This window comes from Wolbachia endosymbiont (group A) of Melieria omissa (genome assembly GCF_964031125.1).
GTDB classification, from domain to species: domain Bacteria; phylum Pseudomonadota; class Alphaproteobacteria; order Rickettsiales; family Anaplasmataceae; genus Wolbachia; species Wolbachia pipientis.
Genome location: NZ_OZ035007.1, coordinates 771,359 through 795,055, shown reverse-complemented (window position 1 = coordinate 795,055; position 23,697 = coordinate 771,359). Strand labels below are relative to the sequence as shown.

The following is a 23,697-nucleotide window of genomic DNA, read 5'->3' as shown; positions in this document are numbered from 1 at the left end:
TTTATGGAAAGAGCTATAACTATCACAGAGATAGGACATAGAGATGATATTTATAAGAAATAAATATCAACATTAATATATATTATACACCCCTCCTTCCTTGTCCATTCTCTACTTTAGGTGGCTTTGCGCAGCTCAAAAAATGAAGTTTTTTTTGGTTCAGCAAAAACAACATTTTGAGTTTGAAAAGGCTAAATACTTGTCTTTTATATAACTTTCGTGTAATAGATATGTATGCATCCAATCATATATCTACTCAATACGTTACTTGATCTTTATAGCTTCATTCTAATATGTTGGGTTGTCCTAAACTGGCTGGTTAAACTTAATATGGTGAACATATATAATGAAACTGTCAGTAGCATAATGCACATCTTGAACCAATTGACATATCCACCACTAAAGATTATTAGAAGATATATACCACCGTTCAACGGATTAGATTTATCTATAATGATATTGCTAATAACAATTCACTTTGTAAAATATACAGTAGCTTACTACTTTAGGTAGATGTTAAAAAAATATCTAAAATCAGCAATATATCTATCCCTTTTAATATATATATATATATCAGTTTTTAGCTATAACTATAAAGATCCTTCCTTAAACACGGCTACAAATGAGGAAGTGACAAATTTAGGTGGAATAGTAGGTTCATATTTAGCTGATATATTGGTTCAATTTCTTGGATTAACTAGTGTTACAATAGCTACAACCATAGTTTACTTGTTGATCTTCAGGCCAGCAAAAATACTGCTGAAAATTCTCTATTTAATATTAATCAATTTAGGGGTATGTGCTATATTACCACAACTTTCGCTAGGCATCACAGCAAGGTACAGACACAGTGGAATAATAGGGAATGCACTCGTTAATAACTGCCCGTTTTATGTATTTGTGATAGTAACATTAATAGGTCTTGTAGGATCTGTTGGTTGGAAGAGAACAATTTACTCTCTATTCTTCTTATGTAAAAAAATAGCTTGCTTATTTGTAAATGTTCCATTCTTCAGATCACATAAAACTGCTGAATATTCAGTTGCACCATTAGTAGTAGAAGAAAAACATAAAACTAAAATCACTACTAAACAACAACCAAAAGAAAGACAGAAAAAAGCCACCAAAGAAATTTTCAGTGAGTTCGAATTTCCAAGCATTCATTTACTTTCCAAAGCAGAGGAGTCTTTGCAGAGAAAACAGCTGAATGAAATGGAGAGCAATAAAAATTTATCTCTGCTGGAACAAGTCCTGAGTGATTTTGGCGTGCAAGGAAAAATTATCAGTGTATGCTATGGGCCGGTTGTGACTTTATACAAACTTGAACCACAAGCTGGTACGAAATCTGCAAGAGTAATTGGCCTTGCAGATGACATTGCACGTTCGATGAGTGCACTCTCTGCACGTATTTCAATAATTCGTGGGCAAAATGCTATGGGAATAGAGTTGCCGAACAAGGAACGGGAAATTGTAATGCTGCGTGATTTGCTTGAATCACCAGAATACCAAAATGCAAACTTAAATCTTCCAATTGCGCTTGGCAAAGAAATAAGTGGAAAACCAGTTATTGCAGATCTAACTAAAATGCCTCACTTGCTCGTTGCTGGAACCACAGGGTCTGGTAAATCAGTTGCGATTAACACTATGATTCTTTCACTCGTTTATCGATTAAGTCCTGACGAATGCAAGATGATAATGATCGACCCCAAAATGCTTGAGCTTTCAATATATGATGCAATACCACATCTAATAACGCCAGTAGTAACAGAGCCAAAAAAGGCTGTAGTCGCTCTTAAGTGGATAGTGAAAGAAATGGAAAACCGCTATCGCATGATGTCGTATTTGAATGTACGCAATGTTATAAACTATAATCAAAAAATCACAGAAGCGATGAATAGTGGAATAGAATTGGAGCGCGTTGTGCAGATTGGCTTTAACTCAACAACAGGCAAACCTCTGTTTGAAAAAATACCAATCAAGATGGAAACATTTCCGTATATTGTAGTGATCGTGGATGAAATGGCAGATTTGATGCTTGTTGCCGGCAAAGAAATAGAGTGCTCTATTCAACGCTTAGCTCAGATGGCTCGTGCTGCAGGAATACACATCATAATGGCAACACAACGCCCATCTGTGGATGTGATCACAGGTGTGATAAAGGCGAACTTTCCAACGAGAATCAGTTTTGCTGTTACTTCTAAGATAGATAGCCGTACAATACTTGGCGAACAAGGGGCTGAACAATTGCTCGGCATGGGTGACATGCTCTATATGGCCTCTGGTGGTAAGATCATTCGAGTTCACGGCCCATTTGTAAGTGATAATGAGGTGCAAGATATAGTTGATCATCTGAAAATGCAAGGTGAGCCAAACTACATGGAGGAAATCACTAAAGAAGATGAAAATTCTTCTACAGAGTCACACGATGAAACGGAGGATGAAGAAAATGACCTCTATAACCAAGCAGTGGCCATCATTCAAAGAGATCAAAAAGTTTCAACCAGTTACATTCAAAGGCAGCTTAGAATAGGCTATAACAGAGCAGCAAACATCGTTGAAAGAATGGAAAAGGAAGGTATTGTCAGCGCTCCAAATTACTCAGGGAAAAGAGAGATATTGGTTGAATAACAATCTTGTAATACCTTAATTTAAGTTTCCGCACTTTCAAAAAGCAAGTCAAACAAAATTATTAAAAGGTCAATACATAATGACAGTTAATTTAATAATAATTTAAACATTGGGAATGTAAAATTATAATATATTAATTAACTAGGGGGTTAAAATGGTAAAAGGAATTTTGTGCAATTGGTTAGGTGTAACAGAATTGCAAGAAAGTCAAAAAATTGATGCTGAGCAGTTTGAAAAAGTTTTTGGTGCATTAAAAGAATGGCAAGAAGCTCAAAAGATAGATGCTAAACAGTTTGAAGAGGTATTTAGTGCATTAAAAGAATGGCAAGAAGCTCAAAAGATAGATGTTGAGCAGTTTGAAAAAGTTTTTAGTGCATTAGAAGACAAGATTGGTACTAAGCAGTTTCAAGCTATGCAAGAGCACTTAAACGGCCTGCAAGAAAAAGTGGAAACACTTGCAGAGGCAGTAGCAGATCAACAAAAAATAATGGCAATTTGTATCATAGTCAGTGCTGTTGCCGCAATAGCAATAACTAGTTTTGTTGCATTCTGTATCTATCAGGGAGTTAAGCTTGATAAAGAGAAGAAAAACGACTTATCTAAAGATACGCCAGACGCAAAACTTAGTAATGTAGATACTACCGATGGTACTGAAAAACTACAGAATAACTTAAAAGTTGCAAACATATAGCTGCATAACACTTTTCTTGAAAAGGTGTTACGCAACTTGTAACACCTTACTCTTCTCTTAGTCTGCGTAGGTTTTTTTGATAGCAAACATATCACTTTTTAGAAAAATATTTGTATTGTAAAGTTAGTAAAGATTCTGGTTTACTTAAAGTTTGTTAATTGCTATCTTTTAAAACACGATATTTACTATAGCACCATATGCTTAGGGTTTTTTCTAAAATTTTATTTATATTAATGTTTTTGGTTTCTAGCTTTTTTACTGTGCATAGTGCTGAAGCTAAATCTAAGCTCAGTAAGAGATACATACCTCCTGGTAACCCTGGTGGTGCAAACTTTCATACAGATGAGGATTTTGCTGAGTCATATAAACTGTATGAGAAGCGTAGGGAATTGCTCAAGAAAAAAAAATTACAAGATCGAGCTATAAATAAAGAAGATCTAATCAAAAAATTAAAAGAGAAAAAAATTGCTAGTCTTGATAATGAGCCAAATGACATGGAAGCTTGCATAGTCGACGATGAAGAGAGCACTATGATAAATCAGCATGGTATTAATATCGCACGTTTAAGGGGTGCTGTATTTATAGATCAAGAGTCAGTTTTCCAGTATGAAAATAAGCAGCATGAAAGTGAACAACAAGAAGAGAAGAAAGTTACTTCAACACGAGAAAAGAAAGTTTCTCCTATAAATGTCACTATAAAAGAAACTCCATCAAGAAGAACGTGCTCACATGATTCTATTGCTAATTTGGATAACGTAGATGCTTATAGTTTGAATGGTTCAAGTTCATTTGGCAGTGTAGCTGACACAGTAAAATAGTATCACAATATTGGCCATTAATAATATGCTAGATAAAGACCTGATATTGAATGATAATACATATGAATTATCGCAGATTTCCAGGCACAAAACTCATGTTGTAGAAGTTGGAAAAGTAAAGATAGGCGGAAATAATCCTGTAGTTGTACAATCTATGGCGCTTGGTGTGCATATAGATTCTGATAATATAAAAAGTAGCGCAAAACATTATGCAAAAGAAATAACAGAACTAGCGCGTACAGGTTCAGAATTGGTGCGAATTGCCTTGAACTCAGAGGAGGTAGCAAGAGCCATACCTTATATAGTAGAAGAGATAAATAAAGAAGGTTTTGACGGTAAAATATTGGTAGGCTGTGGTCAGTATGAGCTAGATAAATTAGTTCAAGATTATCCAGACAACATCAAAATGCTGGGTAAAATTAGGATAAACCCAGGCAATATAGGTTTTGGCAACAAACGTGATGAGAAGTTTGAAAGGGTTATAGAGTATGCAATAATGCACGATCTTCCGGTTAGAATTGGGGTAAATTGGGGTAGTCTTGATAAATACCTTTTGCAAAAATTGATGGATGAAAACTCTTCGCTTAGTAATTCAAGGCCTTCTGACGTTATACTGCGCAAAGCACTTGTAATGTCTGCTCTTGATAGTGCAAAAAAAGCTGAAGAAATTGGTCTAAATTCAAACAAAATAATCATTTCATGTAAAGTTAGCAAAGTACAAGATTTAATTTTAGTTTATATGGCACTTGCAAAATCTTCCAATTATGCGCTGCATTTGGGTTTAACTGAGGCTGGTATGGGCAATAAAGGTGTGGTAAATACCGCAGCAGGGCTTACTTATTTATTGCAAAATGGCATTGGAGATACAATACGGGCTTCTTTGACTCAACGTCCTGGTGAATCGCGTACTAATGAAGTGGTGGTGTGTCAGGAAATATTGCAGTCTATAGGCTTGCGACACTTTAACCCTCAGGTTAATTCATGTCCTGGTTGTGGGCGCACGAGTAGCGATCGTTTTCGTATATTAACTGAAGAGGTGAATGGCTATATAAAAACTCATATGCCGATGTGGAAGAAAAAAAATCCAGGTGTAGAGCATATGAACATTGCTGTTATGGGATGCATAGTAAATGGTCCTGGAGAAAGCAAACACGCAAATTTGGGAATCAGCTTACCTGGATATGGAGAAAAACCTGTTTCAGCAGTCTACAAAAACGGCAAATATTTCAAAACTTTACAAGGTGATAATGTCTCTGAAGAATTTAAGGCAATTATTGATAATTATGTGAAGAAGCATTACACGTAACCTTTCACGGTTAATTAATAGATAAATCGCAAATAAAAAAGAAAATTAAACCTTGTTTTTCTTTTTTCGTTGGGAATGTTCAAAAAAGCATACGCGTCAAGTTAAGAGATTGTGAGCAAATTTAGAGAGGTTAAAGTGGATACTCTAGCCCTTCTACGTTTGTCTTTTAATGAAAATCGCGACCAAGTTATAGTGAGTTTTTTAAGAAATGCTTTTAAACTATTAATTTTGGTTAATACTAAAAATAACTCTCTAACCCGCCTTTTTAGCTCAATAAATGCCTTTGTTAAGCTAAGTTCTGTATTCTTTTTCACTTCTGTGCAACCAACTATGCCGTGAAATATAAGAATTGCGCACAATTTAGCATATAGTTCACATAATACTCTGCATGGCTTTCCTTTTAGCTTATCAAGCCTGATATGGCTTTTATACAATTTAAATAATAACTCAATTTGCCACCTTACTCTGTAAATCGTTAATACTTGCTCAGCACTAATTTTATTTTCTGGAACATTAGTTATAAATATTGACCAGTTCAACAATTTTTGATTTCTTTTAGAGGATGTATATCCCTGCGATCTTGCTAATCTATTAGCTTTCCTTCTTCTGGCCATAGACTGTTCTTCAGTTAGTTTCTGACATATAATTCTTACTCTAATTTTTGCTTCTTTTCCTAACAATACCTCGTTTTCTAAAAATAACTTATCCTCTAAACATTCTAATAACTCCATTTTTTGATTTGTTTCTACATCATATATGTTGGTATCGGATTTATAACGACTTATGAAATAAGCTCCTATTTCATTGATTTGTTTAAAAGAACTTGGCACAAAATAACCGAGATCAGATATTAGCAAATCATTGCTTAATATATTACTTAAATGTTTCCTATATCCCTGGTCTGATCTTACCCCCTCCGTTAAATTAAGTTGGTCTATTATCTGATTCATGTAGTCGAAAACTAATTGTAACTTTATTCCAGACTTAGTATTGCTTTCATAGCCACTGTAGCTAGTACCATAACCTTTATACATCTCTTCCATACTGTTAGGTAGAGTAATATAGCTACTGTCCAATAATTTAACACTATTAAATTGCTGTAAGATTTTGCAATCAACTTGCAAGATATTTTTAAAGAGAATCACAGATTCATTATACATCCTTTTCATAAATTCCACTGCTTCTTCAGTAAATCTAAAATCCAAACCTTGTTTTGTTATATCTATCGAGTCCTCGTTTAGTAATTGACACATTGTTTCTACGCTACAATTATCAACTCCTATATTACCCAAGACCATGGCTTTTACGAATGATGAACCTTTTAGCTTTCTCTTTCTTTTTATAAACCTTGTTGTAATTGAGATTTTCTCTGCTTTTTCATTAAAAAATTCTTTGAGCTTTTTTGATAAGCAAGTTATTTTATTCATTGGTTCTCTCACTAAAAGTATATCTGGGAGAACTTATACCTTATTATTCTATCTCTTTCATACCTTTATTTCCTTAACTTGACGCGTATGGTTCAAAAAAGTGTGTCAAACCGAAAAAAAAGTAATAAATTGATATAAAAAAAATGGAGGTTTGACTGACCTTACCCAGAAAAAGTGGAGAGAAAGTTTGGAATGTTTTTCACAAAGAGAATGATGAATCAAACATACGCGTCAAGTTAAGGAAATATCGTGAAATATAGCAACATTTGAGATGGGCATTTTATTTGTTACATTTATTTTTTTAGGGAGTTCTTATCTAGAAGAAGATAATTTTTTCAGAAGAATCTATAAATTAATAACTTTATTACTTAATATATAAAATAGTTTTTTCGTTTCCTTTCTTCCTTATACCACTTTTCCTTAACTTGACGCGTATGGATGAATCAAAATGCTCAGGAATGCAATAGTTAATAGTGACGTTGTTTGTTATAAAAAATTTCTATATATTCAAATATAGCAGTTTTGATATGCTGTTTAGAGTGCCGAGAGGTGTCTATTGGTAACTCCCTTTTTAGAGAACTGAAGAAGCTTTCCACAACAGAATTGTCGTAACAACAACCTTTATAACTCATCTATGTTTTTTATGGATAAGAGATATTGATAACCTTGCGAAGTATATTGTGAACCTTGATCACTATGTAATAGTAGATTTTTGGCAGGTTTACGCTTGTTAACGGCCATTAATAAAGAGTCCATAACCAATTGTTTATTTATTGAACTGCTCATTAACTACCATGCGTGAATATAGATCGATTATTGTTGCCAAATATAGCCATCCTTCTTTGGTTTTTATATAAGTAATCCCATACTTTATTTGGTTGATCGACAATAAAGTTTTGGTCTAATATATTGGGAGCTACTGTCCGTTTGTTGTTTCTTAATTTTAAATTTTCTTCTCAATATAGCCTGAATACCATTTTTCTGCATAATACTTTGCACTGTTTTTAAGTTGCAACTTTTACCCAAAGCCTTCAATTCAGCATGAATTTTAGGAGCTCCATATCTACATTTAGAAACTTGATATATTTTTTGAATAGCTGCGAGTAGCTCTTTATTTGCTGATTCTCTACTGCTTATTTTTCTTGTGGTCCACTTATAGTAGCCACTAGCAGAAAATCCTACATAATTCCTGTACTTTATAGCAGTTATAGCTCTTTCCATAAAAGTCCGGATGTGATAGGATAAGGGTAGATGATGATAAGGAGGTTGAATGCCAGCAGCATATAGTTATGATTTAAGAAAAAAAGCAATGGAAGCGCTAGACGAAGGAGAAAGCAGAGAAACAGTGGCAGCAAGATTTAAGATTGGAAGAACTACTTTATGGGAGTGGCAGCAAAGAAGAAAAGAAACAGGAGACTTTCAATCAAAAAAACTTGGAAATGGGGGTTACAATCACAAAATTACCGACTGGGATACCTTTGCCAAATTTGCCAGAGAACACGGAGGAAAGACTCTATCGGAAATGGCTAAACTTTGGAACAACGTTAGTATCCAAACGATCTATCGAGCCCTTAAAAAAATTGGATTTACGCGCAAAAAAAGACATATGGATACAAGGAAAGAAACGAAGAAAAACGTGCTGAATTTTTGAAAATTATAGCGACAAAAGAACCTAAAAACTTAGTGTATATAGATGAGTCTGGCATTGATAACACCGAAGACTACCCCTACGGATATTGCCAGAAAGGACAGCGGTTTTATGCCTTAAAATCTGGAAAGAAAACTCAACGAATCAGTATGGTTGCAGCCTTAAGTGGAAGAAAGATAGTTGTTCCGTTAACCTTTGAAGGCCACTGTAATATGGATGTTTTTAATGGATGGTTTGAGCAATTTTTGACACCGATCTTGGAACCTGGACAGACTGTCATTCTTGACAATGCTACTTTTCATAAGTCTGATAAGATTATCGAGCTTGCTAAAGGGGTTGGTGCAGAAATTTTGTATCTGCCGCCTTATTCTCCAGATTTCAACAAAATTGAGCATCATTGGTTTGCTATAAAAAACAGAGCCAGGAAAAACATTCCTCTATTCGAATCCTTTCGTCGTGCTGTTGATTCTGCCTTCCTATGACCTGTTCGGACTATTATGAGAAATGCTATACTATATAAAAAAATATTTTACTCTTTTTGACTGGCCAGGGCTTTTTTTTAAATGTCTCTTTCCCTTGTTACTCTTGCTTTGTAAATCAAACCTCTCTTTGTCGTAAGGAGCCATGTTACCTCTACCTGGAAATGCATTTGCCGCTGACTTTTTTTCGTTATATTTCTTCATCCATTTTCCTAATACACTATCCCTTATTCCTAGATCTCTTGCTACTTTTGCAACTGGTTGACCTACCTTTCTTTGTTCATTTGCCAGCTTAACAGCTTCCAATTTGAATTCTGCCGTATATTCTCTTACCATTTCTAATCCTCCAAAATTTTATTTTACCCGAAAAAACTCCTTTCTTTCTCTCCACTTTTTCTGGGTAAGGTCACTTGGCAACAGTTGCTCTACTTTCTCCTTCATCCAATGCTTCCATTGCTTCCATTGCTTCCATTGCTTTTTTCCTTAAGTCGTAACTATACGCTGCTGGCATACAAACCCCTCTACCATAAATCCATTCTTACCTTATTGGGATTATTATGAGAAGAGCTATAACTCTATGGGAGGGAAGCAAAATCTGGGATTCGGCCTTAATGGCATTAGCGTCGCATCAGCTTCACCCTCCCTGTGAGGTATTTTAGCTCTAATGCCTCACATCATAAAGATACAAGTGTCAAGCTACTTGGATGACAGGGGAGGGAGGCACTGGGATGACAGGAGAAGGTAGTGGGATGACACCCTGACAACCGTCATCCCGCTGCTTGTTAGCGGGATCTAGAGATACCGCGAATGAATCGCGGCATGACGTAGGACTGCTTTCATTCCAGTGCTTGACACTGGAATCCAGCCTTTCTGCAATCTCATCGAAAACGTTGTAACCACTTTCTATGCTAGTTTGCTTGTGAGCAACCTGGATTCCAGTGTCAAGCACTGGAATGACACCGTTATAAAGGAACCAGTGTCAGCTACTTGAATGACACAGTCTTTGCTTAAACCCGTAACGTTCGTACATTTTGCTAAAAGTTCAAATATCAACATCATGCACATTAAGTGCATTGCTATTAATAAAATCACGGCGTGGTTCAACTATATCACCCATTAATATTGAAAATATGGAATCAGCTTCTTCACAATCTTTTATTTCAACCTTTAATAAAGTTCTAGCCTCAGGATTTAACGTAGTATCCCATAGCTGATCAGCATTCATTTCACCAAGACCTTTAAATCTCTGCAGAGTTAAACCTTTTTTACCATAGTCCATTATTATTTTTGCAAGCGTACTTGGAGAAGTGATTCTTATTTCAGTTTCTTGTGACTTTAAAAATGAATCACCATTAAATAAATTACTTATACCATCAAGCAAACTTAATATGTTTTGCATATCTTTGCCTTCAAGCATACTAAGTGCAAATATATATTTGTCTGCCAATCCTTGAAACAATTTAGAGATATGAATTTCTTTTTCTTCATCTTTTATTTCCACTTCCCAAGTGTATTCGCTGTACATTAACTTCAAATACTTTAATATCTCATCAGCCGATGATAGAGCATTCTTTTTGCTTAAAATTAGCAATGACTCTAGGAGATTTTGTGGTATTTCTCTATCATAATTTTTGCTAATATTAGAAGTGCTAACGCATTTATTCAAAATAAGGCGCAAGTCGTTAAATTCTGTAGCTGTACCACTTAGTGTTAGTCTTTTAACTGCTGAGTTTATTATATACTCTTCAAAAGTTTCGTCATCTTTAATATAAGTGTCTTTGGCATTCTTTGTAACTTTATAGAGGGGTGGCTGTGCTATGTATAAGTAACCTTTTTCAATAACTTCACGCATATGTCTAAAAAAGAAAGTTAGAATCAAAGTTCTTATATGTGAACCATCAACATCTGCATCTGTCATGATGATAATTTTATGATATCTAGCTTTTTCAATATCGAAGTGTTCACTCCCTATTCCAGCACCAATTGCAGTGATTAAAGAGCCTATTTCTGCAGATGAAAAAATACGATCTAAACTTACACGTTCTACGTTTAGAATTTTTCCTCTTAAGGCAAGCACTGCTTGTGTTTTACGATTACGCCCCTGCTTTGCAGTACCACCTGCTGAATTACCCTCTACTATAAATAATTCCGATAACTCAGGGGCTTTTTCCTGGCAATCAGCAAGCTTTCCTGGCAGAGTTGCAATATCAATATTGTTTTTGCTTTTAACTAACTCTCGTGCTTTTCTTGCGGCTTCTCTTCCTTTTGCTGACCTAATTGCTCTTTCTACTATGCTTGCTGCCAATTTGGGATCAGTTTCAAGGATTGTGCTCAATTTATCAGAAACTATACTTTCTACAACTGCACGTGCTTCAGAACTAACTAGTTTATCTTTTGTTTGTGAAGAAAATTTAGGATCAGGCATCTTGAGAGATAAAACACAAGTTAAACCTTCTCTAACGTCCTCTCCAGTTAAATTTACTTTTGCTTTCTTTAAAAACCCTTCATTAGTTGCATAGGTATTGATACATCTAGTTAGTGCAGATCTAAATCCTGCCAAATGCGTACCACCATCTCGTTGCCGTATATTATTAGTGAAACACAACATATTCTCATAGTAGGAATCATTCCATTCCATCGATATTTCCAAGCTGATGCCAAGATCGTCTGCATCTCCTTTCATACTGGCAATTTTAGTTACATGTGTCTTATTCTTATCTAAATACTGCACAAAATTTGCTGTACCAAAATTGTCTTTAGATTGATTGCTCTGATTGAAATGAGATTCTGTATATGGTTCATTGCGCAGATCACGTAAAGTAATGTCGATATTTGAATTTAAAAATGCTAATTCTCTTATACGACTTTCAAGCGTTGAGTAACTGAAATTAATGCCATTAAAAGTCTCTGTTGATGGCATGAACGTGACTTTAGTTCCTCTTTTGTTTGTATTTTCGTTGACTACCTTTAAAGGTTCAATAGACTCACCATCTTCAAAACGCATAAAGTGTTCTTTCTTATTGCGCCAAATAGTTAATTCCAACCAGCTTGATAATGCATTCACAACTGAGATTCCAACACCATGTAATCCCCCAGAAACTTTATAGGTATTACTGTCAAATTTACCACCAGCATGGAGTTGAGTCATTATTACCTCTGCTGCTGATATTCCTTCTTCTTCATGAATGTCAGTTGGAATGCCACGACCATTGTCGGTTACTGATACTGAACCATCTTTATTTATGCTAACTTCAATTTTATCACAATATCCAGCTAAAGATTCATCTATTGCGTTATCAACAACCTCATATACCATGTGGTGCAAGCCAGATCCATCGTCAGTGTCACCAATGTACATACCTGGACGTTTCCTTACAGCATCAAGACCCCTTAAGATTTTTATTGCATCGGCATTATAACTATTTTCCATGGTATTGCTTCGTTTATGAATGTTAATTAATATTACATTCATATATGCTGATTAGCAACATTTTTAAACTGATAACCCATATTAAAAGCACAACTTTACGAATGTTTATTTTTGAAGACAGCAAATAGTGTCATTCCAATGTGTCTTCCATAACTGTACGAACATTCATTTTTGAAGGTAAATTGCACAACAGATGATGTCATTCCAGTGCTTGACACTGGAATGGCTTTGTTGCATTGCTAGCTATGATGGATTAAAGATAAAAAAGATGGAGAATATCAGTAGCTTATTATTCTGGTATTTATAACAAGAACGGTCAGTGAATACCTAAATTTGAGTAAAAGAAATTTCACTACCACTCACTAATCCGGCTAAAATTCAAGAATTTCAATGCTTTAGCTATTTTCAATAGAATTAAATTTATTAATGTAAATAATAAATTACTATTCTTAAATTTGATCAGATTGATTGCAAAAAAACAAGATTTTCAATAGGTTACTTATAATCCTAACTATAGTTAGCCTTTCATAAGTAGCGATGCAACAAAGCCCACTGGAATCCAGAAATTTTGCTTATAACTGAGCTGATGAGCTAAAGGTAGTTGTCTTACGCTAAAACAAACGTTTTTAATTAAGTTGCATAGAAGCTGGATCCCAGTGTCTGGGCACTGGGATGACACCCCACTGGTGGGAATTGCTCCCAAACTACAACGTTCGTACAGTTGTGTGTGTCTTCCCATGGAGATTGCTCTCAAATCATAATGCTCATGCAGTTGCATGCTCGACTAATTAACAGAAAAATCTATAATTCAGTTTACGTATTTTCTTATCTCAGCCAAAATCTTATCAGATTGACTTTCGTCTGAATTTAAATCAGCTGCAAAGTGTGTAACATATTTTCCTCCAGGGCCAATAAGGTACATTATTGAAGAATGGTTGATTTCTTCTTCTCCACCAACTTTGCTAGCATATACTTTATACTTTGCAATTACTTCGTCTATTTTTTCTCTTTCACCAGTTAACATTTGTATTCTGTGGTCAAATTGCTGCTGAAATTCTTTAAGTCTTTCCGTGCTATCGCGCTCAGGATCGACTGTGATGAAGAATGTTTGTAGCTTGTTGTTAGTTTTCTCATCTAACTTTGCAAGTGTTTCTGAAATTATTCCAAGGTTCATAGGGCAAATTCTTTTGCATGAGGAAAACCCAAAGAAAATCATCATGTATTTATCTTTAAAATCACTACTGCGCAAGATCTGTCCGTCCTGATTAATTAAAGAAAAATCTCCGCCTATCTTAACTTCTGCGTTGTGAATCGCTGCTGGGGCAAATATGCCTTTTTTAGTGAAATAACAATAACCTAAAAAAACAACTGCTAATGCTACTAGCATATTAGATAACAATCTTATAAACCTTACCATTAGGGTGCTCTCAGTAAAATTAAATTGTATCTTTATTGGTTGATCTATTCAATATATTTATTCCAAAGTGTATTGTTAATTTTGTCTAACAGTTTCTTATGTTCATCAATTTCTTCACTATTTGGTGAATGTTCTCTGGGAGTTAGATTACGCACTTTATGCTGAACGAATGTAGAGTTACTGTCCTGATTGCATTCATTATCAAACAGAAAGGTTTGTAACCCTCCTGTAAGTTCAACATATACCTTTGCAAGCAATTGAGCATCAACTAGTGCTCCGTGCAATTCTCTATTCTCTAGCGATATATCAAAACGCTTACATAATGCATTCAAAGAAGCAGGTGATCCTGCGAATTTTTTCCTCGCAAGAGGTAATGTATCTAGCACTCTATCTGAGGAAATTAACCCAGCATTCAGCTTGCTTAGCTCCATGTTAAGGAACTTAACATCGAATTCAGCGTTGTGAATTACCAAAATATCATTAGATATAAAGTCAAGAAATTCAAGTGCAACATCTGAAAATAATGGTTTATCTTCTAAAAATTCTTCACTAATACCGTGAATCTTAAACGAGTGATAAGGTATATCTCTTTCTGGGTTAAGGTACCGATGGAATACTTTACCTGTTGGAATACGATTAATTAATTCCACACACCCTATTTCAATAATTCGATGACCAGATTCAGTGTCAAGACCTGTCGTTTCAGTGTCAAGTACTAGTTCGCGTAGCTTGCTTTCCATGGTTAACTCTAAATAAAACTAATCTTACTTGTCATTTGTCTTATCGTTACTTGTCTTTTTATAGTGAATAGAAACAAGCAACCAGCTTGGGTCTGATGAATTAACATTTTTTTTGAATTGCCATACATCCTCAACTTTATTAATAGTGGATGTACTACCTGATATGATATCTCCTTCATTGTTCTTAACGAAGTTAATTTGCTCTGAAAGGAAATATACTGCAATAAACACTACATTTTTTACTAGCTTTATTTCTAAAATCTTTTGTGAAACGATAGAAACAATGATAGACTCGTGCACCTCTTTACGATGTTTAATCTTCTCTGCAAAATTATCATATAAGTCTTTATCGAGAAGTGGTTTTAACTGAGAGAAATTTCCTTGATTGAAATACTTTATTATTAATTCAAAAGCTATGCTTGAACCTTCTATAAAGTGGGAAATAGAAAAATCTTTATTTTTTTTTAATATTTGTTCATAAGTAACTTTTATTGAATTTTCATCATTGCTATCAATGTAACCCTCAATGTTTTCTACTACGTCTTCTCTACTTCGGCTTACATCCAATACACTAGTTAGCTTTTTTAGGTTGAGGTTGGCTGACCTTCCTAAAGAATTATACAAACGTGAAAAAACGAACGCCGCTAATAAAGCATATATTATAAGCTCTATCATAGTAACTCAACTCCTTGGCATATAAAGTATCCGAACATTATTAATTATTAATGAAAATATGTTTTTCATATCAACTTATAATCAGGTTTGCTATTCGTTTGTAAATGAATATATTATATAAGAAAGTATTAAATATCTCAACTTAATTAAAGGAGACGTAAGAAATGCCACAACAAAAAATGAGAATTCACGGTCAATATGTTAAAGATCTATCATTTGAGAATCCGAATTCGCCATTCCTTTCTTCTAGTAAAGCTCCAGATATTAACGTAATGGTTAATATCAATTCAGCAAAATTAGAAGGGACGAAAAACAAAGAAGAAGTGAATGAAGAAAAATCTTTCCATGAAATTACTTTGCATATAGAAGTCAAAGCAACGGTAAAAGATGAAGGCATAAAAGATGGCGTAGCTTTCATTTGTGAAACGAAATATTGTGGCATTTTTTCAATAGAAAATTTAAAAGAGTTGAGTGAGGAAGAAGTAAGACAAGCTTTGTTTATTGGCGGACCTACTTTTCTTTTCCCTTTTGCAAGAGAAATAATTGCAAGAGTTACAAGTAGTGGTGGATTTCCCCCACTGATGCTAGATCCTATAGATTTTGAAACTATGTATGAGCAGCAAGGTCAACAACAAAAAAGTAACGGTAGTAATTCCAATTTTAACTAATATAGTGTGATAGGATGAACAATTCTTTAAATGCAAAAACGACTTTAAACATTGACGGGAAGTCATACAACTATTTTAGCCTAAGTAGTGCTAGTGAATTTTTAGGAATAGATGTGACTAAATTGCCTTGCTCACTTAAGGTTCTGCTTGAAAATTTATTGCGCAATGAAGATGGAGTAAACGTAAAGCTAGATGACATAAGAGTACTAGCAGACTGCGTTAATAAACACACTAATCACGAAATTAGCTATAAACCAGCAAGGGTGTTGATGCAAGATTTTACAGGGGTTCCTGCTGTTGTTGATCTAGCTTCAATGCGGGACTATGTTAAGAAAAATGGAGGAAACCCAAGCAATATAAATCCGTCTGTACCGGTTGATCTTGTGATTGACCATTCTGTTCAAGTAGATAGTTATGGAAGTGTTTCTGCATTCAGTAAGAATGTTGAGCTAGAAGTAAAAAGAAATTTGGAGAGATATCAATTTTTAAAGTGGGGAGAATCGTCCTTCACAAATTTTAGAGTAGTGCCGCCTGGCACAGGGATTTGCCACCAAGTGAATCTTGAATATTTAGCGCAAGTTGTGTGTAATAATGATGGAGTCATATATCCTGATACTTTAGTTGGTACTGACAGCCATACTACAATGGTTAACGGATTATCAGTTCTTGGTTGGGGTGTTGGAGGCATAGAAGCTGAGTCTGTGATGCTTGGTCAACCAATTAGTATGGTGATTCCAGAAGTAGTTGGATTTAAATTAATTGGCAGATTGTCGGAAGGAGTAACTGCGACCGATTTAGTGCTGACGGTTACCAATATCCTAAGAACAAAAGGCGTTGTTGGTAAGTTTGTAGAATTTTATGGTGATGGTTTAGATTATTTATCTTTGGCAGATAGAGCCACTATAGCAAACATGGCCCCGGAGTATGGCGCAACTTGTGGATTTTTTCCAATTGATCAAAAAACGCTAGATTATTTAAGCTTAACCGGAAGGCCAGAAAAGCTGATTAAGCTAGTTGAGGCTTATGCGAAAGAGCAAGGACTGTGGCGTAGTAGTGACGAGTTAGCATTTTTTGACACACTAGAGCTTGATTTATCAAGCGTGGAGCCAGTAATGGCTGGTCCCAAAAGACCACAAGATAAGGTTTTTCTTTCACAAGTGGCAGAGTCTTTTTCTAAATCATTTTTAGTTAATGAGTCAAAGGAAAGCGATAAACTCCAAGATGGAAGTGTAGTTATTGCAGCAATAACAAGCTGCACTAATACTTCTAATCCAAGTGTGATGATTGCTGCAGGTCTTGTAGCTCGTAATGCAATTAAACTTGGATTAAAATCAAAGCCTTGGGTTAAAACTTCTCTTGCTCCAGGGTCACAAGTTGTAACAGAATATTTAGAAAAGTCTGGATTGCAGGTAGATCTAAATGCTTTGGGTTTTAATCTAGTTGGATATGGTTGCACAACTTGCATTGGGAATTCTGGTCCACTTAATAAAGATATAGAAGATGGCATTAAAAACAAAAACTTAACCGTTGCTGCAGTTTTATCTGGCAATCGTAACTTTGAAGGAAGAATTCATCCGTTAGTCAAAGCTAATTACTTGGCATCTCCGCCACTTGTTGTTGCATATGCACTTGCTGGTACTGTGCAAATTGATCTGACAAAAGATTCAATATGCAAAGATAAGAATGGAAATGATGTCTATCTCAAAGATATATGGCCAACAAACAATGAAATCGAAGATTGTGTTAAAAGTGTGGTAACACGTGAGATGTTCATACAAAAGTATAAGGATGTTTTTTCTGGTGATGAACATTGGCGAAAGATAAAGTGTGAAAAAAGTGAAATCTATAATTGGGATGCAAACAGCACTTACATACAAAATCCGCCTTATTTTGATAACTTATCACCTAAAAATAATAAAATCGATATAAAGGGTGCACAAATATTGGCAATGTTTGGCGATAGCATAACTACTGATCATATTTCCCCTGCGGGAAATATTGCCTCGAGTAGTCCTGCCGGTCTATATTTAAAAGGGCTTGGAATTGAACCACAGGATTTCAATTCATATGGGTCTCGCCGTGGTAATCACAATGTAATGATGCGTGGCACTTTTGCTAACATTAGAATAAAAAATGAAATGGTTAGCACCGAAGGTGGATATACAAAATATATTCCTTCTCAAGAAATTATGTCAATTTTTGATGCAGCAATGCGTTACAAGGAAAATAATGTACCTCTAATCATTGTTGCAGGAAAAGAATATGGCACAGGTTCAAGTAGGGATTGGGCAGCAAAGGGTACTTTATTGTTGGGGGTTAAAGTTGTCATTGCAGAAAGCTTTGAGCGTATACATAGGTCCAACTTAGTTGGTATGGGTGTTCTTCCACTTGTATTTCAAAATGGAATAACCAGAAAGATATTTGATGGTAGTAAGGTAATAAGCATAAAAGGTGAAATAGTGCCAGGTGGAAATCTAGAATGTATCATCAAAAGAAAGGATAATTCAAGGCAATCAATTCAACTCAAATGCTGTGTACAAACCGCAACTGAGACTAAATACTTGATGTGTGGTGGAGTGTTGAGCTACATACTTGCACAATCTTTTTGATTTAGTGAAGTTATTGCATGGACTTCTTTTAGCCAGCCCTGATCCCTTTGTAAATAGCAATTTGCTCTGCGCAAAGTTATGATATAATTTCACCATACATATGGTGTCGGAGTATTTTTTGGAGATAATTATATATGATAAGCTCTATACAAGAACCTAATGAACTCAGAAAACGTTTACAAGGATTTTATCGTACTGATGAAAAGAGTTATATACGTTATCTTGTAGAAAAAGCAGAGCTTTCGGCTGATTCAAAAAATAGAATTTATAATATTGCAAAACAAGTTATTGAAAAAATCAAACACAATAAATTAAGTATTGTAGATTCCTTTATGCAGCAATACTCGCTTTCCAATGATGAAGGAATAGCGCTTATGTGTCTTGCTGAGTCACTACTTAGAATACCAGATGATTATACAATAGACGAGCTAATCAAAGATAAAATTGCCAATCAAGAATGGAGTAAGCACTTAGGACATTCCTCTTCATTGTTTGTTAATGCTTCTACATGGAGTTTAATGATAGGGAGCAGTATATTGAGAGATAATGAAGGCGATTCGAAGTTCTATTACGCAATTTCTAAGTTACTTAAGAATTTAGGAGAACCGATCATTCGCAAAGCAGTAAAACAAGCAATGTCTATGCTTGGTAATCATTTTGTTGTTGGAGAAACCATAGAAGAAGCTTTAAGGTACGCAAAACTAGATGACAATAGTAAGTTTTTATACTCTTTTGATATGCTTGGCGAAGCTGCTCACAGAACTGAGGATGCAGAAGAGTATTTTAATTCATACATGCACTCAATAAAAGCTATAGGTGAATCCACTGAAATAAATGATTGTTTTAAATCCCATGGAATTTCAATCAAACTTTCTGCTTTACACCCACGTTATGAATTTAGTCAATTTGGCCGAATTGCTGGTGAGATATTCACTAAGGTTTTAGAGCTCTGCCGCGAGGCAAAAAAATACAACATTTCACTATGCATAGACGCAGAAGAAACAGAAAGGCTTGAAATTTCCTTAATCTTGTTTGAACAATTACGGCTTGATGAATCACTTTCTGAGTGGGAAGGGCTCGGCTTGGCTGTACAAGCATATCAAAAACGTGCTTTATCTGTTCTTGACTTTGTAGAGGATGTTGCTATTCGATCAAAGCACAAAATTATGGTGAGGCTTGTAAAAGGTGCATATTGGGATTCAGAAATCAAGTGTACGCAAGAATTGGGATTAAATGATTACTCAGTATTTACAAGAAAAAGCTATACTGACGTATCTTACCCCGTGTGCGCACAGAAACTTTTGAGTAAACCAAACAGCTTTTACCCATGCTTTGGAACTCATAACGTCTATACTTTTGCTTCTATCATGGAACTTGCTGATAAAAACCACCCTGGATTTGAATTTCAACGCTTACATGGAATGGCAAAAGACTTATATGATTATGCAATGTCAGAGCTTGTAACAAATGTTAGCTGTCGTGTCTACGCACCCGTTGGGGAACATAGTGACTTGTTGCCTTATCTTATAAGACGCCTTCTTGAAAATGGAGCTAATAGTTCGTTTGTTAATCAAATAAGTGATCCTAACGTTAAAATCGATGAGTTAATTTCAGATCCACTGGAAAAAGCTATAAATTTTAATTATGAACCTCATCCAGGCATTCCATTACCACAAGATATTTTGGGACCAGAAAGAAAAAATTCCTTGGGGATGGATATTAGTGATTCTGTGATAGTCTCACAATTTGCAGATGATATAAAGGGTTTTAGTGAAAAAAAGTGGCAAGTTGGACCAATAATTGATGGAAAAGCACTATTTGATAATGCTGAATTTATCGAAGTAGTGAATCCTGCACATTTGGAAAATGTAATTGGAGAAGTGTCAAGTGCAACAAGCGATCAAGCTTTAAACGCTCTTGAAATAGCACATAGTGCTTTTGCTAAGTGGCAGAATGTTTCAGCAGAAGAGCGCGCTAAATGCCTTGAAAAAGCTGCAGATTTGCTTGAGGAAAGGATGAAAGAGTTAATTTACATTCTGATTGTGGAAGCAGGAAAAATTTTATCCGATGCAATAGCAGAAGTAAGAGAGGCAATCGACTTTCTGCGTTATTATGCAATGATAGCAAAAAATGAACTGAGCGACTGGAAAAAATTGCCGGGCCCAACAGGTGAAGATAACTTCATCTTTTTTGAAGGCAGAGGAGTTTTCTTATGCATATCACCGTGGAATTTTCCGCTCGCTATCTTCATTGGGCAGGTCTCAGCTGCACTTGCAGCAGGTAATGCAGTGCTGGCAAAACCGGCAGAGCAAACGCCGATTATTGCCTACGAAGCTGTTAAGATACTACATGAAGCTGGGATACCAAAGAATGTGTTACACCTCATTCCTGGGGATGGTGGATATTTAGGCAAAATATTAGTTCCAGACAATAGAATTGCCGGAGTAGCTTTTACTGGCTCAACACAAACTGCTCAAATAATCAATAAAATGCTTGCAAATAGGGATGGTCCTATCGTACCACTTATTGCTGAAACAGGAGGGCTCAATGCTATGATAGTTGATAGCTCTGCTCTCTTAGAGCAAGTGACTACGGATGTTTTGCTTTCTGCGTTTCGCAGCGCTGGCCAACGCTGTTCTGCGCTTAGAGTGCTGTTTATTCAAGAGGACATAGCAGAGAAGCAGATAAAAATGATATGCGGTGCAGCGCAAGAACTCAAGATTGGTGACCCAATACAACTTAGTACTGATATTGGTCCAATAATTGATAAAGCATCTATCGATATGCTCACTCAACATACGCAAAAAATGTCAGAGGATAAAGATTCAAATCTGTTATTTAAAGTACCCATGGATACAAATTCTCATAATGGTTATTTCTTTCCTCCATATATTTATGAGATACAAAAAATTTCGCAATTAAAGCAAGAAGTATTTGGTCCTATTTTACATATCATACGTTTTAACAAGTCACAATTAAATGAAGTTATAAGTGATATAAATAGTACTGGATATGGGCTTACGTTTTCTTTGCAGAGTCGTATACAAAGTCAAATTGACACTATAAGTAAAAAAATATCAGTTGGAAATGTCTACATCAACCGTAACCAGATAGGTGCAGCAGTTGGGATACAACCATTTGGTGGTAGAGGACTATCTGGCACTGGGCCAAAAGCTGGTGGTCCTCATTATTTACAGCGCTTTTCTACAGAAAAAGTTGTAAGTGTTAACACTACAGCATTTGGTGGTAACACTACACTTATGTGTTTGGATTAATTTGCGGGCCCTAATTTTTCTTACCCCTAAACTAGACGTTCGTGCAGTTATGTACACAGCGCTAAAATCCGAAAAGGACCAGCTCATGCACTGAAATAAATCGTATCCGTTCAGCCAATGGCGTCAACTTAAGAACTTTCATTAGCAAACTCTCCTAAAGACATGATGGCGTTTAGGCTTATCTACTTTATTGCTGCTGTCCCGGTCGGATTTTAACTTTAGCGCGTATACTTAAAAAGGGCTTGAAAGTTTTTTGGCGCAATAAGTACCTGATAGAGTTTCTGCCTCATTACACCAAATAAAACTGAAAAATTTAAACGATACTCAGTAATTTGATCTGGGTTCCAAGGCCCTTGTGCATCACATATATGAAGCGATAATATATTGCACATGACCAAGTTTGCCCAAAATTCTTGTAATACAGCCTCTCCAGAAAAATTCTCTAACTCTGCTCCTACTTTGAGTCGTTTATAGCACTCCTCTATGTGCCACCTTAACACATAAGCTTTGCTCCAAAGTCTCGGTCAAAAACTCTGTTTCTCAGTTGGCTAATGTCAGCACTATAACTCTTACTTTCTGTCCTTTCATTTTATTTTTTAGCTTTTCATTTTCTAATATAAAATCAAAATCTAATTCGCCAGCGTTCCCATAGCTTACTATAATTTCTTTTTTGCAAGCAAAAAATAAAATCTACTTCCAAATCATAATGCTGCTGAATGAATTTTACTGAAGACGATCATAGATAAATAATAATTTCTCTTGATTTAATAAACGCATTTGAGTGATAACTTCGGGTAATTGCTCTGCCGCCAACGTTTGTTCACCTATATTCCAAGCTGCAAGACGAGCACTGCAAATCAATGAAGTACACAAATCAACAAACAAATTGCCAATGGTGCCTGTTGTTCCATTTGGTTCAAACTCGGATACAATTTCCCCAGAGCTGGGTAATCTCATACCAGAACCATCTGCTGCAATAAGTCTATAGCCTCTCCAACTCAGGTTCATCCTGATAGGCTGTTTGGATGCTTAAATTCTTGAGCCTGTATGGCAAATCTTATACCTTGCTTTAGAAAAAGCTTGCTTTGAGGGTACATGTCAATGGCTCCATAAGTTCACATTCTATTCCCAAACTTTTTTTAACTAACTTTAAAATCATAGAAAATACTGTCGAAAAAGCTTGTTCGTGTAAAACTCAACACAATGGATTTTCTGAAAAGTTTTCGAGTATATTATATTTTTAATTTGTAGAATAAGGTTTTTTCCTTTTTGCATATTTCACCTAAAAAGGACACATTTTAGACTTCTTTGTTGAAATAAAACAGAAACAAAAGTGCTGTCCCTTGCACTCTTTGGATAATTTAATGATAAAAAATTTGGAGAGAAATTTTATACACAATCTCTGACATTTTTCCTTAAGTTGACGCCATTGTGTGAACGGTTACGGTTTCCCGTCTTCACCATGCTATATAGAAAAAAGTCTGGATTCCAATTTGCATGACAATATGGAGTATCTGCTTCTTTCATCCCAGTGGGATCTTTTATTCCATTTTATCAACAGTTTGTTTTGCAGTATCAAACAATTTTAATCCTATAATCCCGAATGTAACTAAAATAAAGCATATTACTTCGAATAAATTAACTGGTTCATCAAATAGGTAAACTCCAAGTATCGAAGCTCCTATAGCGCCCACTCCAGTCCAAATTGCATAGCATACTCCGATAGGTATAGAACGTGTAGCGAGCGAAAGTAAATATGTACTAAGAGCCATGGAGAGTATGCTAATTATTGATGGTACGAGATGAGTAAATCCATAACTATGCTTAAGTGTTATGACCCAGAACACTTCAATTAGTGACGATAAGAGTAAATATATCCAATTCAT

17 protein-coding genes and 2 pseudogenes are annotated in these 23,697 nt (G+C 35.4%); 9 read left to right on the top strand and 10 right to left on the bottom strand.

Annotation, left to right across the window (positions count from 1 at the left end; all coding sequences use genetic code 11):
- The first annotated feature begins 234 nt into the window (after positions 1 to 234).
- The 5 genes from ACQH2Q_RS03615 to ispG all read left to right on the top strand — a co-directional run bounded on the left by ACQH2Q_RS03615 (position 235) and on the right by ispG (position 5,443).
- Complete coding sequence (locus tag ACQH2Q_RS03615) at positions 235 to 513, top strand: YggT family protein (RefSeq protein WP_006279515.1); 279 nt, start codon at positions 235 to 237, stop codon at positions 511 to 513.
- Entirely contained in the window at positions 514 to 2,628 is a 2,115-nt protein-coding gene (locus ACQH2Q_RS03610; protein WP_182309617.1) for an FtsK/SpoIIIE family DNA translocase, read from the top strand.
- Positions 2,629 to 2,782: 154 nt separating this feature from the next.
- Positions 2,783 to 3,319: a hypothetical protein gene (locus ACQH2Q_RS03605; protein ID WP_155968266.1), complete on the top strand. Its 537-nt coding sequence runs from the start codon at positions 2,783 to 2,785 to the stop codon at positions 3,317 to 3,319.
- Positions 3,320 to 3,516: 197 nt separating this feature from the next.
- Entirely contained in the window at positions 3,517 to 4,137 is a 621-nt protein-coding gene (locus ACQH2Q_RS03600) for a TRP75-related protein (RefSeq protein ID WP_070356736.1), read from the top strand.
- 25 nt (positions 4,138 to 4,162) lie between these two features.
- Positions 4,163 to 5,443: a flavodoxin-dependent (E)-4-hydroxy-3-methylbut-2-enyl-diphosphate synthase gene (ispG, locus tag ACQH2Q_RS03595; protein WP_264339243.1), complete on the top strand. Its 1,281-nt coding sequence runs from the start codon at positions 4,163 to 4,165 to the stop codon at positions 5,441 to 5,443.
- A gap of 101 nt (positions 5,444 to 5,544) precedes the next feature.
- On the opposite strand, the gene ACQH2Q_RS03590 is transcribed toward ispG, so the two are convergent.
- Complete coding sequence (locus ACQH2Q_RS03590) at positions 5,545 to 6,870, bottom strand: IS4 family transposase (protein WP_264339118.1); 1,326 nt, start codon at positions 6,868 to 6,870, stop codon at positions 5,545 to 5,547.
- A 430-nt stretch (positions 6,871 to 7,300) separates the two neighbouring features.
- Positions 7,301 to 8,077: pseudogene (locus tag ACQH2Q_RS03585) on the bottom strand (IS3 family transposase); the annotation flags it as partial.
- Positions 8,078 to 8,140: 63 nt separating this feature from the next.
- On the opposite strand from ACQH2Q_RS03585, the gene ACQH2Q_RS03580 reads away from it, so the two are divergent.
- A protein-coding gene (locus ACQH2Q_RS03580) for an IS630 family transposase (RefSeq protein ID WP_264705388.1) occupies positions 8,141 to 9,000 on the top strand; the annotation gives its coding sequence in 2 pieces (ribosomal slippage) (positions 8,141 to 8,465 and positions 8,465 to 9,000; 861 coding nt in all).
- 30 nt (positions 9,001 to 9,030) lie between these two features.
- On the opposite strand, the gene ACQH2Q_RS03575 is transcribed toward ACQH2Q_RS03580, so the two are convergent.
- The 6 genes from ACQH2Q_RS03575 to ACQH2Q_RS03550 form a co-directional block, all read right to left on the bottom strand.
- Entirely contained in the window at positions 9,031 to 9,333 is a 303-nt protein-coding gene (locus tag ACQH2Q_RS03575; protein WP_151807816.1) for a transposase, read from the bottom strand.
- 355 nt (positions 9,334 to 9,688) lie between these two features.
- Positions 9,689 to 9,946, bottom strand: coding sequence for a hypothetical protein (locus tag ACQH2Q_RS03570; protein ID WP_010962372.1), 258 nt, complete (start codon positions 9,944 to 9,946; stop codon positions 9,689 to 9,691).
- 93 nt (positions 9,947 to 10,039) lie between these two features.
- Entirely contained in the window at positions 10,040 to 12,427 is a 2,388-nt protein-coding gene (gyrB, locus tag ACQH2Q_RS03565) for a DNA topoisomerase (ATP-hydrolyzing) subunit B (protein WP_265024254.1), read from the bottom strand.
- 808 nt (positions 12,428 to 13,235) lie between these two features.
- Entirely contained in the window at positions 13,236 to 13,844 is a 609-nt protein-coding gene (locus ACQH2Q_RS03560) for an SCO family protein (RefSeq protein WP_155968286.1), read from the bottom strand.
- A gap of 44 nt (positions 13,845 to 13,888) precedes the next feature.
- Complete coding sequence (gene dnaQ, locus ACQH2Q_RS03555) at positions 13,889 to 14,584, bottom strand: DNA polymerase III subunit epsilon (protein ID WP_006280142.1); 696 nt, start codon at positions 14,582 to 14,584, stop codon at positions 13,889 to 13,891.
- A 24-nt stretch (positions 14,585 to 14,608) separates the two neighbouring features.
- Positions 14,609 to 15,259: a Tim44/TimA family putative adaptor protein gene (locus tag ACQH2Q_RS03550; protein ID WP_425383367.1), complete on the bottom strand. Its 651-nt coding sequence runs from the start codon at positions 15,257 to 15,259 to the stop codon at positions 14,609 to 14,611.
- Between the two features lie 164 nt (positions 15,260 to 15,423).
- Between ACQH2Q_RS03550 and secB the strand changes: the two genes are divergently transcribed.
- From secB to putA, 3 genes are all read left to right on the top strand, one after another.
- On the top strand, positions 15,424 to 15,927 hold the full coding sequence (gene secB, locus ACQH2Q_RS03545) for a protein-export chaperone SecB (protein WP_006279761.1): 504 nt from the start codon (positions 15,424 to 15,426) through the stop codon (positions 15,925 to 15,927).
- A gap of 14 nt (positions 15,928 to 15,941) precedes the next feature.
- Positions 15,942 to 18,536, top strand: a complete 2,595-nt coding sequence (gene acnA, locus ACQH2Q_RS03540) for an aconitate hydratase AcnA (protein ID WP_338482065.1) — start codon at positions 15,942 to 15,944, stop codon at positions 18,534 to 18,536.
- A 134-nt stretch (positions 18,537 to 18,670) separates the two neighbouring features.
- The gene (putA, locus tag ACQH2Q_RS03535; protein ID WP_425383366.1) at positions 18,671 to 21,811 is read left to right on the top strand and encodes a bifunctional proline dehydrogenase/L-glutamate gamma-semialdehyde dehydrogenase PutA; all 3,141 of its coding nucleotides are present in this window, start codon (positions 18,671 to 18,673) and stop codon (positions 21,809 to 21,811) included.
- 141 nt (positions 21,812 to 21,952) lie between these two features.
- Here the strand turns inward: putA and ACQH2Q_RS03530 are convergent.
- Together ACQH2Q_RS03530 and ACQH2Q_RS03525 are read right to left on the bottom strand one after the other, a co-directional pair.
- Positions 21,953 to 23,086, bottom strand: a pseudogene (locus tag ACQH2Q_RS03530) (transposase).
- 266 nt (positions 23,087 to 23,352) lie between these two features.
- A complete protein-coding gene (locus ACQH2Q_RS03525; RefSeq protein ID WP_006279756.1) occupies positions 23,353 to 23,697 on the bottom strand; it encodes a DMT family transporter in 345 nt (114 codons plus the stop codon).

What these genes read in the sequence shown, in the direction of transcription:
- ACQH2Q_RS03615 (WP_006279515.1), top strand. Translation starts at nt 235, where the DNA reads ATGCATCCAATCATATATCTACTCAATACGTTACTTGATCTTTATAGC.
- ACQH2Q_RS03610 (WP_182309617.1), top strand. Translation starts at nt 514, where the DNA reads ATGTTAAAAAAATATCTAAAATCAGCAATATATCTATCCCTTTTAATA.
- ACQH2Q_RS03605 (WP_155968266.1), top strand. Translation starts at nt 2,783, where the DNA reads ATGGTAAAAGGAATTTTGTGCAATTGGTTAGGTGTAACAGAATTGCAA.
- ACQH2Q_RS03600 (WP_070356736.1), top strand. Translation starts at nt 3,517, where the DNA reads ATGCTTAGGGTTTTTTCTAAAATTTTATTTATATTAATGTTTTTGGTT.
- ispG (WP_264339243.1), top strand. Translation starts at nt 4,163, where the DNA reads ATGCTAGATAAAGACCTGATATTGAATGATAATACATATGAATTATCG.
- ACQH2Q_RS03590 (WP_264339118.1), bottom strand. Translation starts at nt 6,870, where the DNA reads ATGAATAAAATAACTTGCTTATCAAAAAAGCTCAAAGAATTTTTTAAT.
- ACQH2Q_RS03575 (WP_151807816.1), bottom strand. Translation starts at nt 9,333, where the DNA reads ATGGTAAGAGAATATACGGCAGAATTCAAATTGGAAGCTGTTAAGCTG.
- gyrB (WP_265024254.1), bottom strand. Translation starts at nt 12,427, where the DNA reads ATGGAAAATAGTTATAATGCCGATGCAATAAAAATCTTAAGGGGTCTT.
- ACQH2Q_RS03560 (WP_155968286.1), bottom strand. Translation starts at nt 13,844, where the DNA reads ATGGTAAGGTTTATAAGATTGTTATCTAATATGCTAGTAGCATTAGCA.
- dnaQ (WP_006280142.1), bottom strand. Translation starts at nt 14,584, where the DNA reads ATGGAAAGCAAGCTACGCGAACTAGTACTTGACACTGAAACGACAGGT.
- ACQH2Q_RS03550 (WP_425383367.1), bottom strand. Translation starts at nt 15,259, where the DNA reads ATGATAGAGCTTATAATATATGCTTTATTAGCGGCGTTCGTTTTTTCA.
- secB (WP_006279761.1), top strand. Translation starts at nt 15,424, where the DNA reads ATGCCACAACAAAAAATGAGAATTCACGGTCAATATGTTAAAGATCTA.
- acnA (WP_338482065.1), top strand. Translation starts at nt 15,942, where the DNA reads ATGAACAATTCTTTAAATGCAAAAACGACTTTAAACATTGACGGGAAG.
- putA (WP_425383366.1), top strand. Translation starts at nt 18,671, where the DNA reads ATGATAAGCTCTATACAAGAACCTAATGAACTCAGAAAACGTTTACAA.
- ACQH2Q_RS03525 (WP_006279756.1), bottom strand. Translation starts at nt 23,697, where the DNA reads ATGAATTGGATATATTTACTCTTATCGTCACTAATTGAAGTGTTCTGG.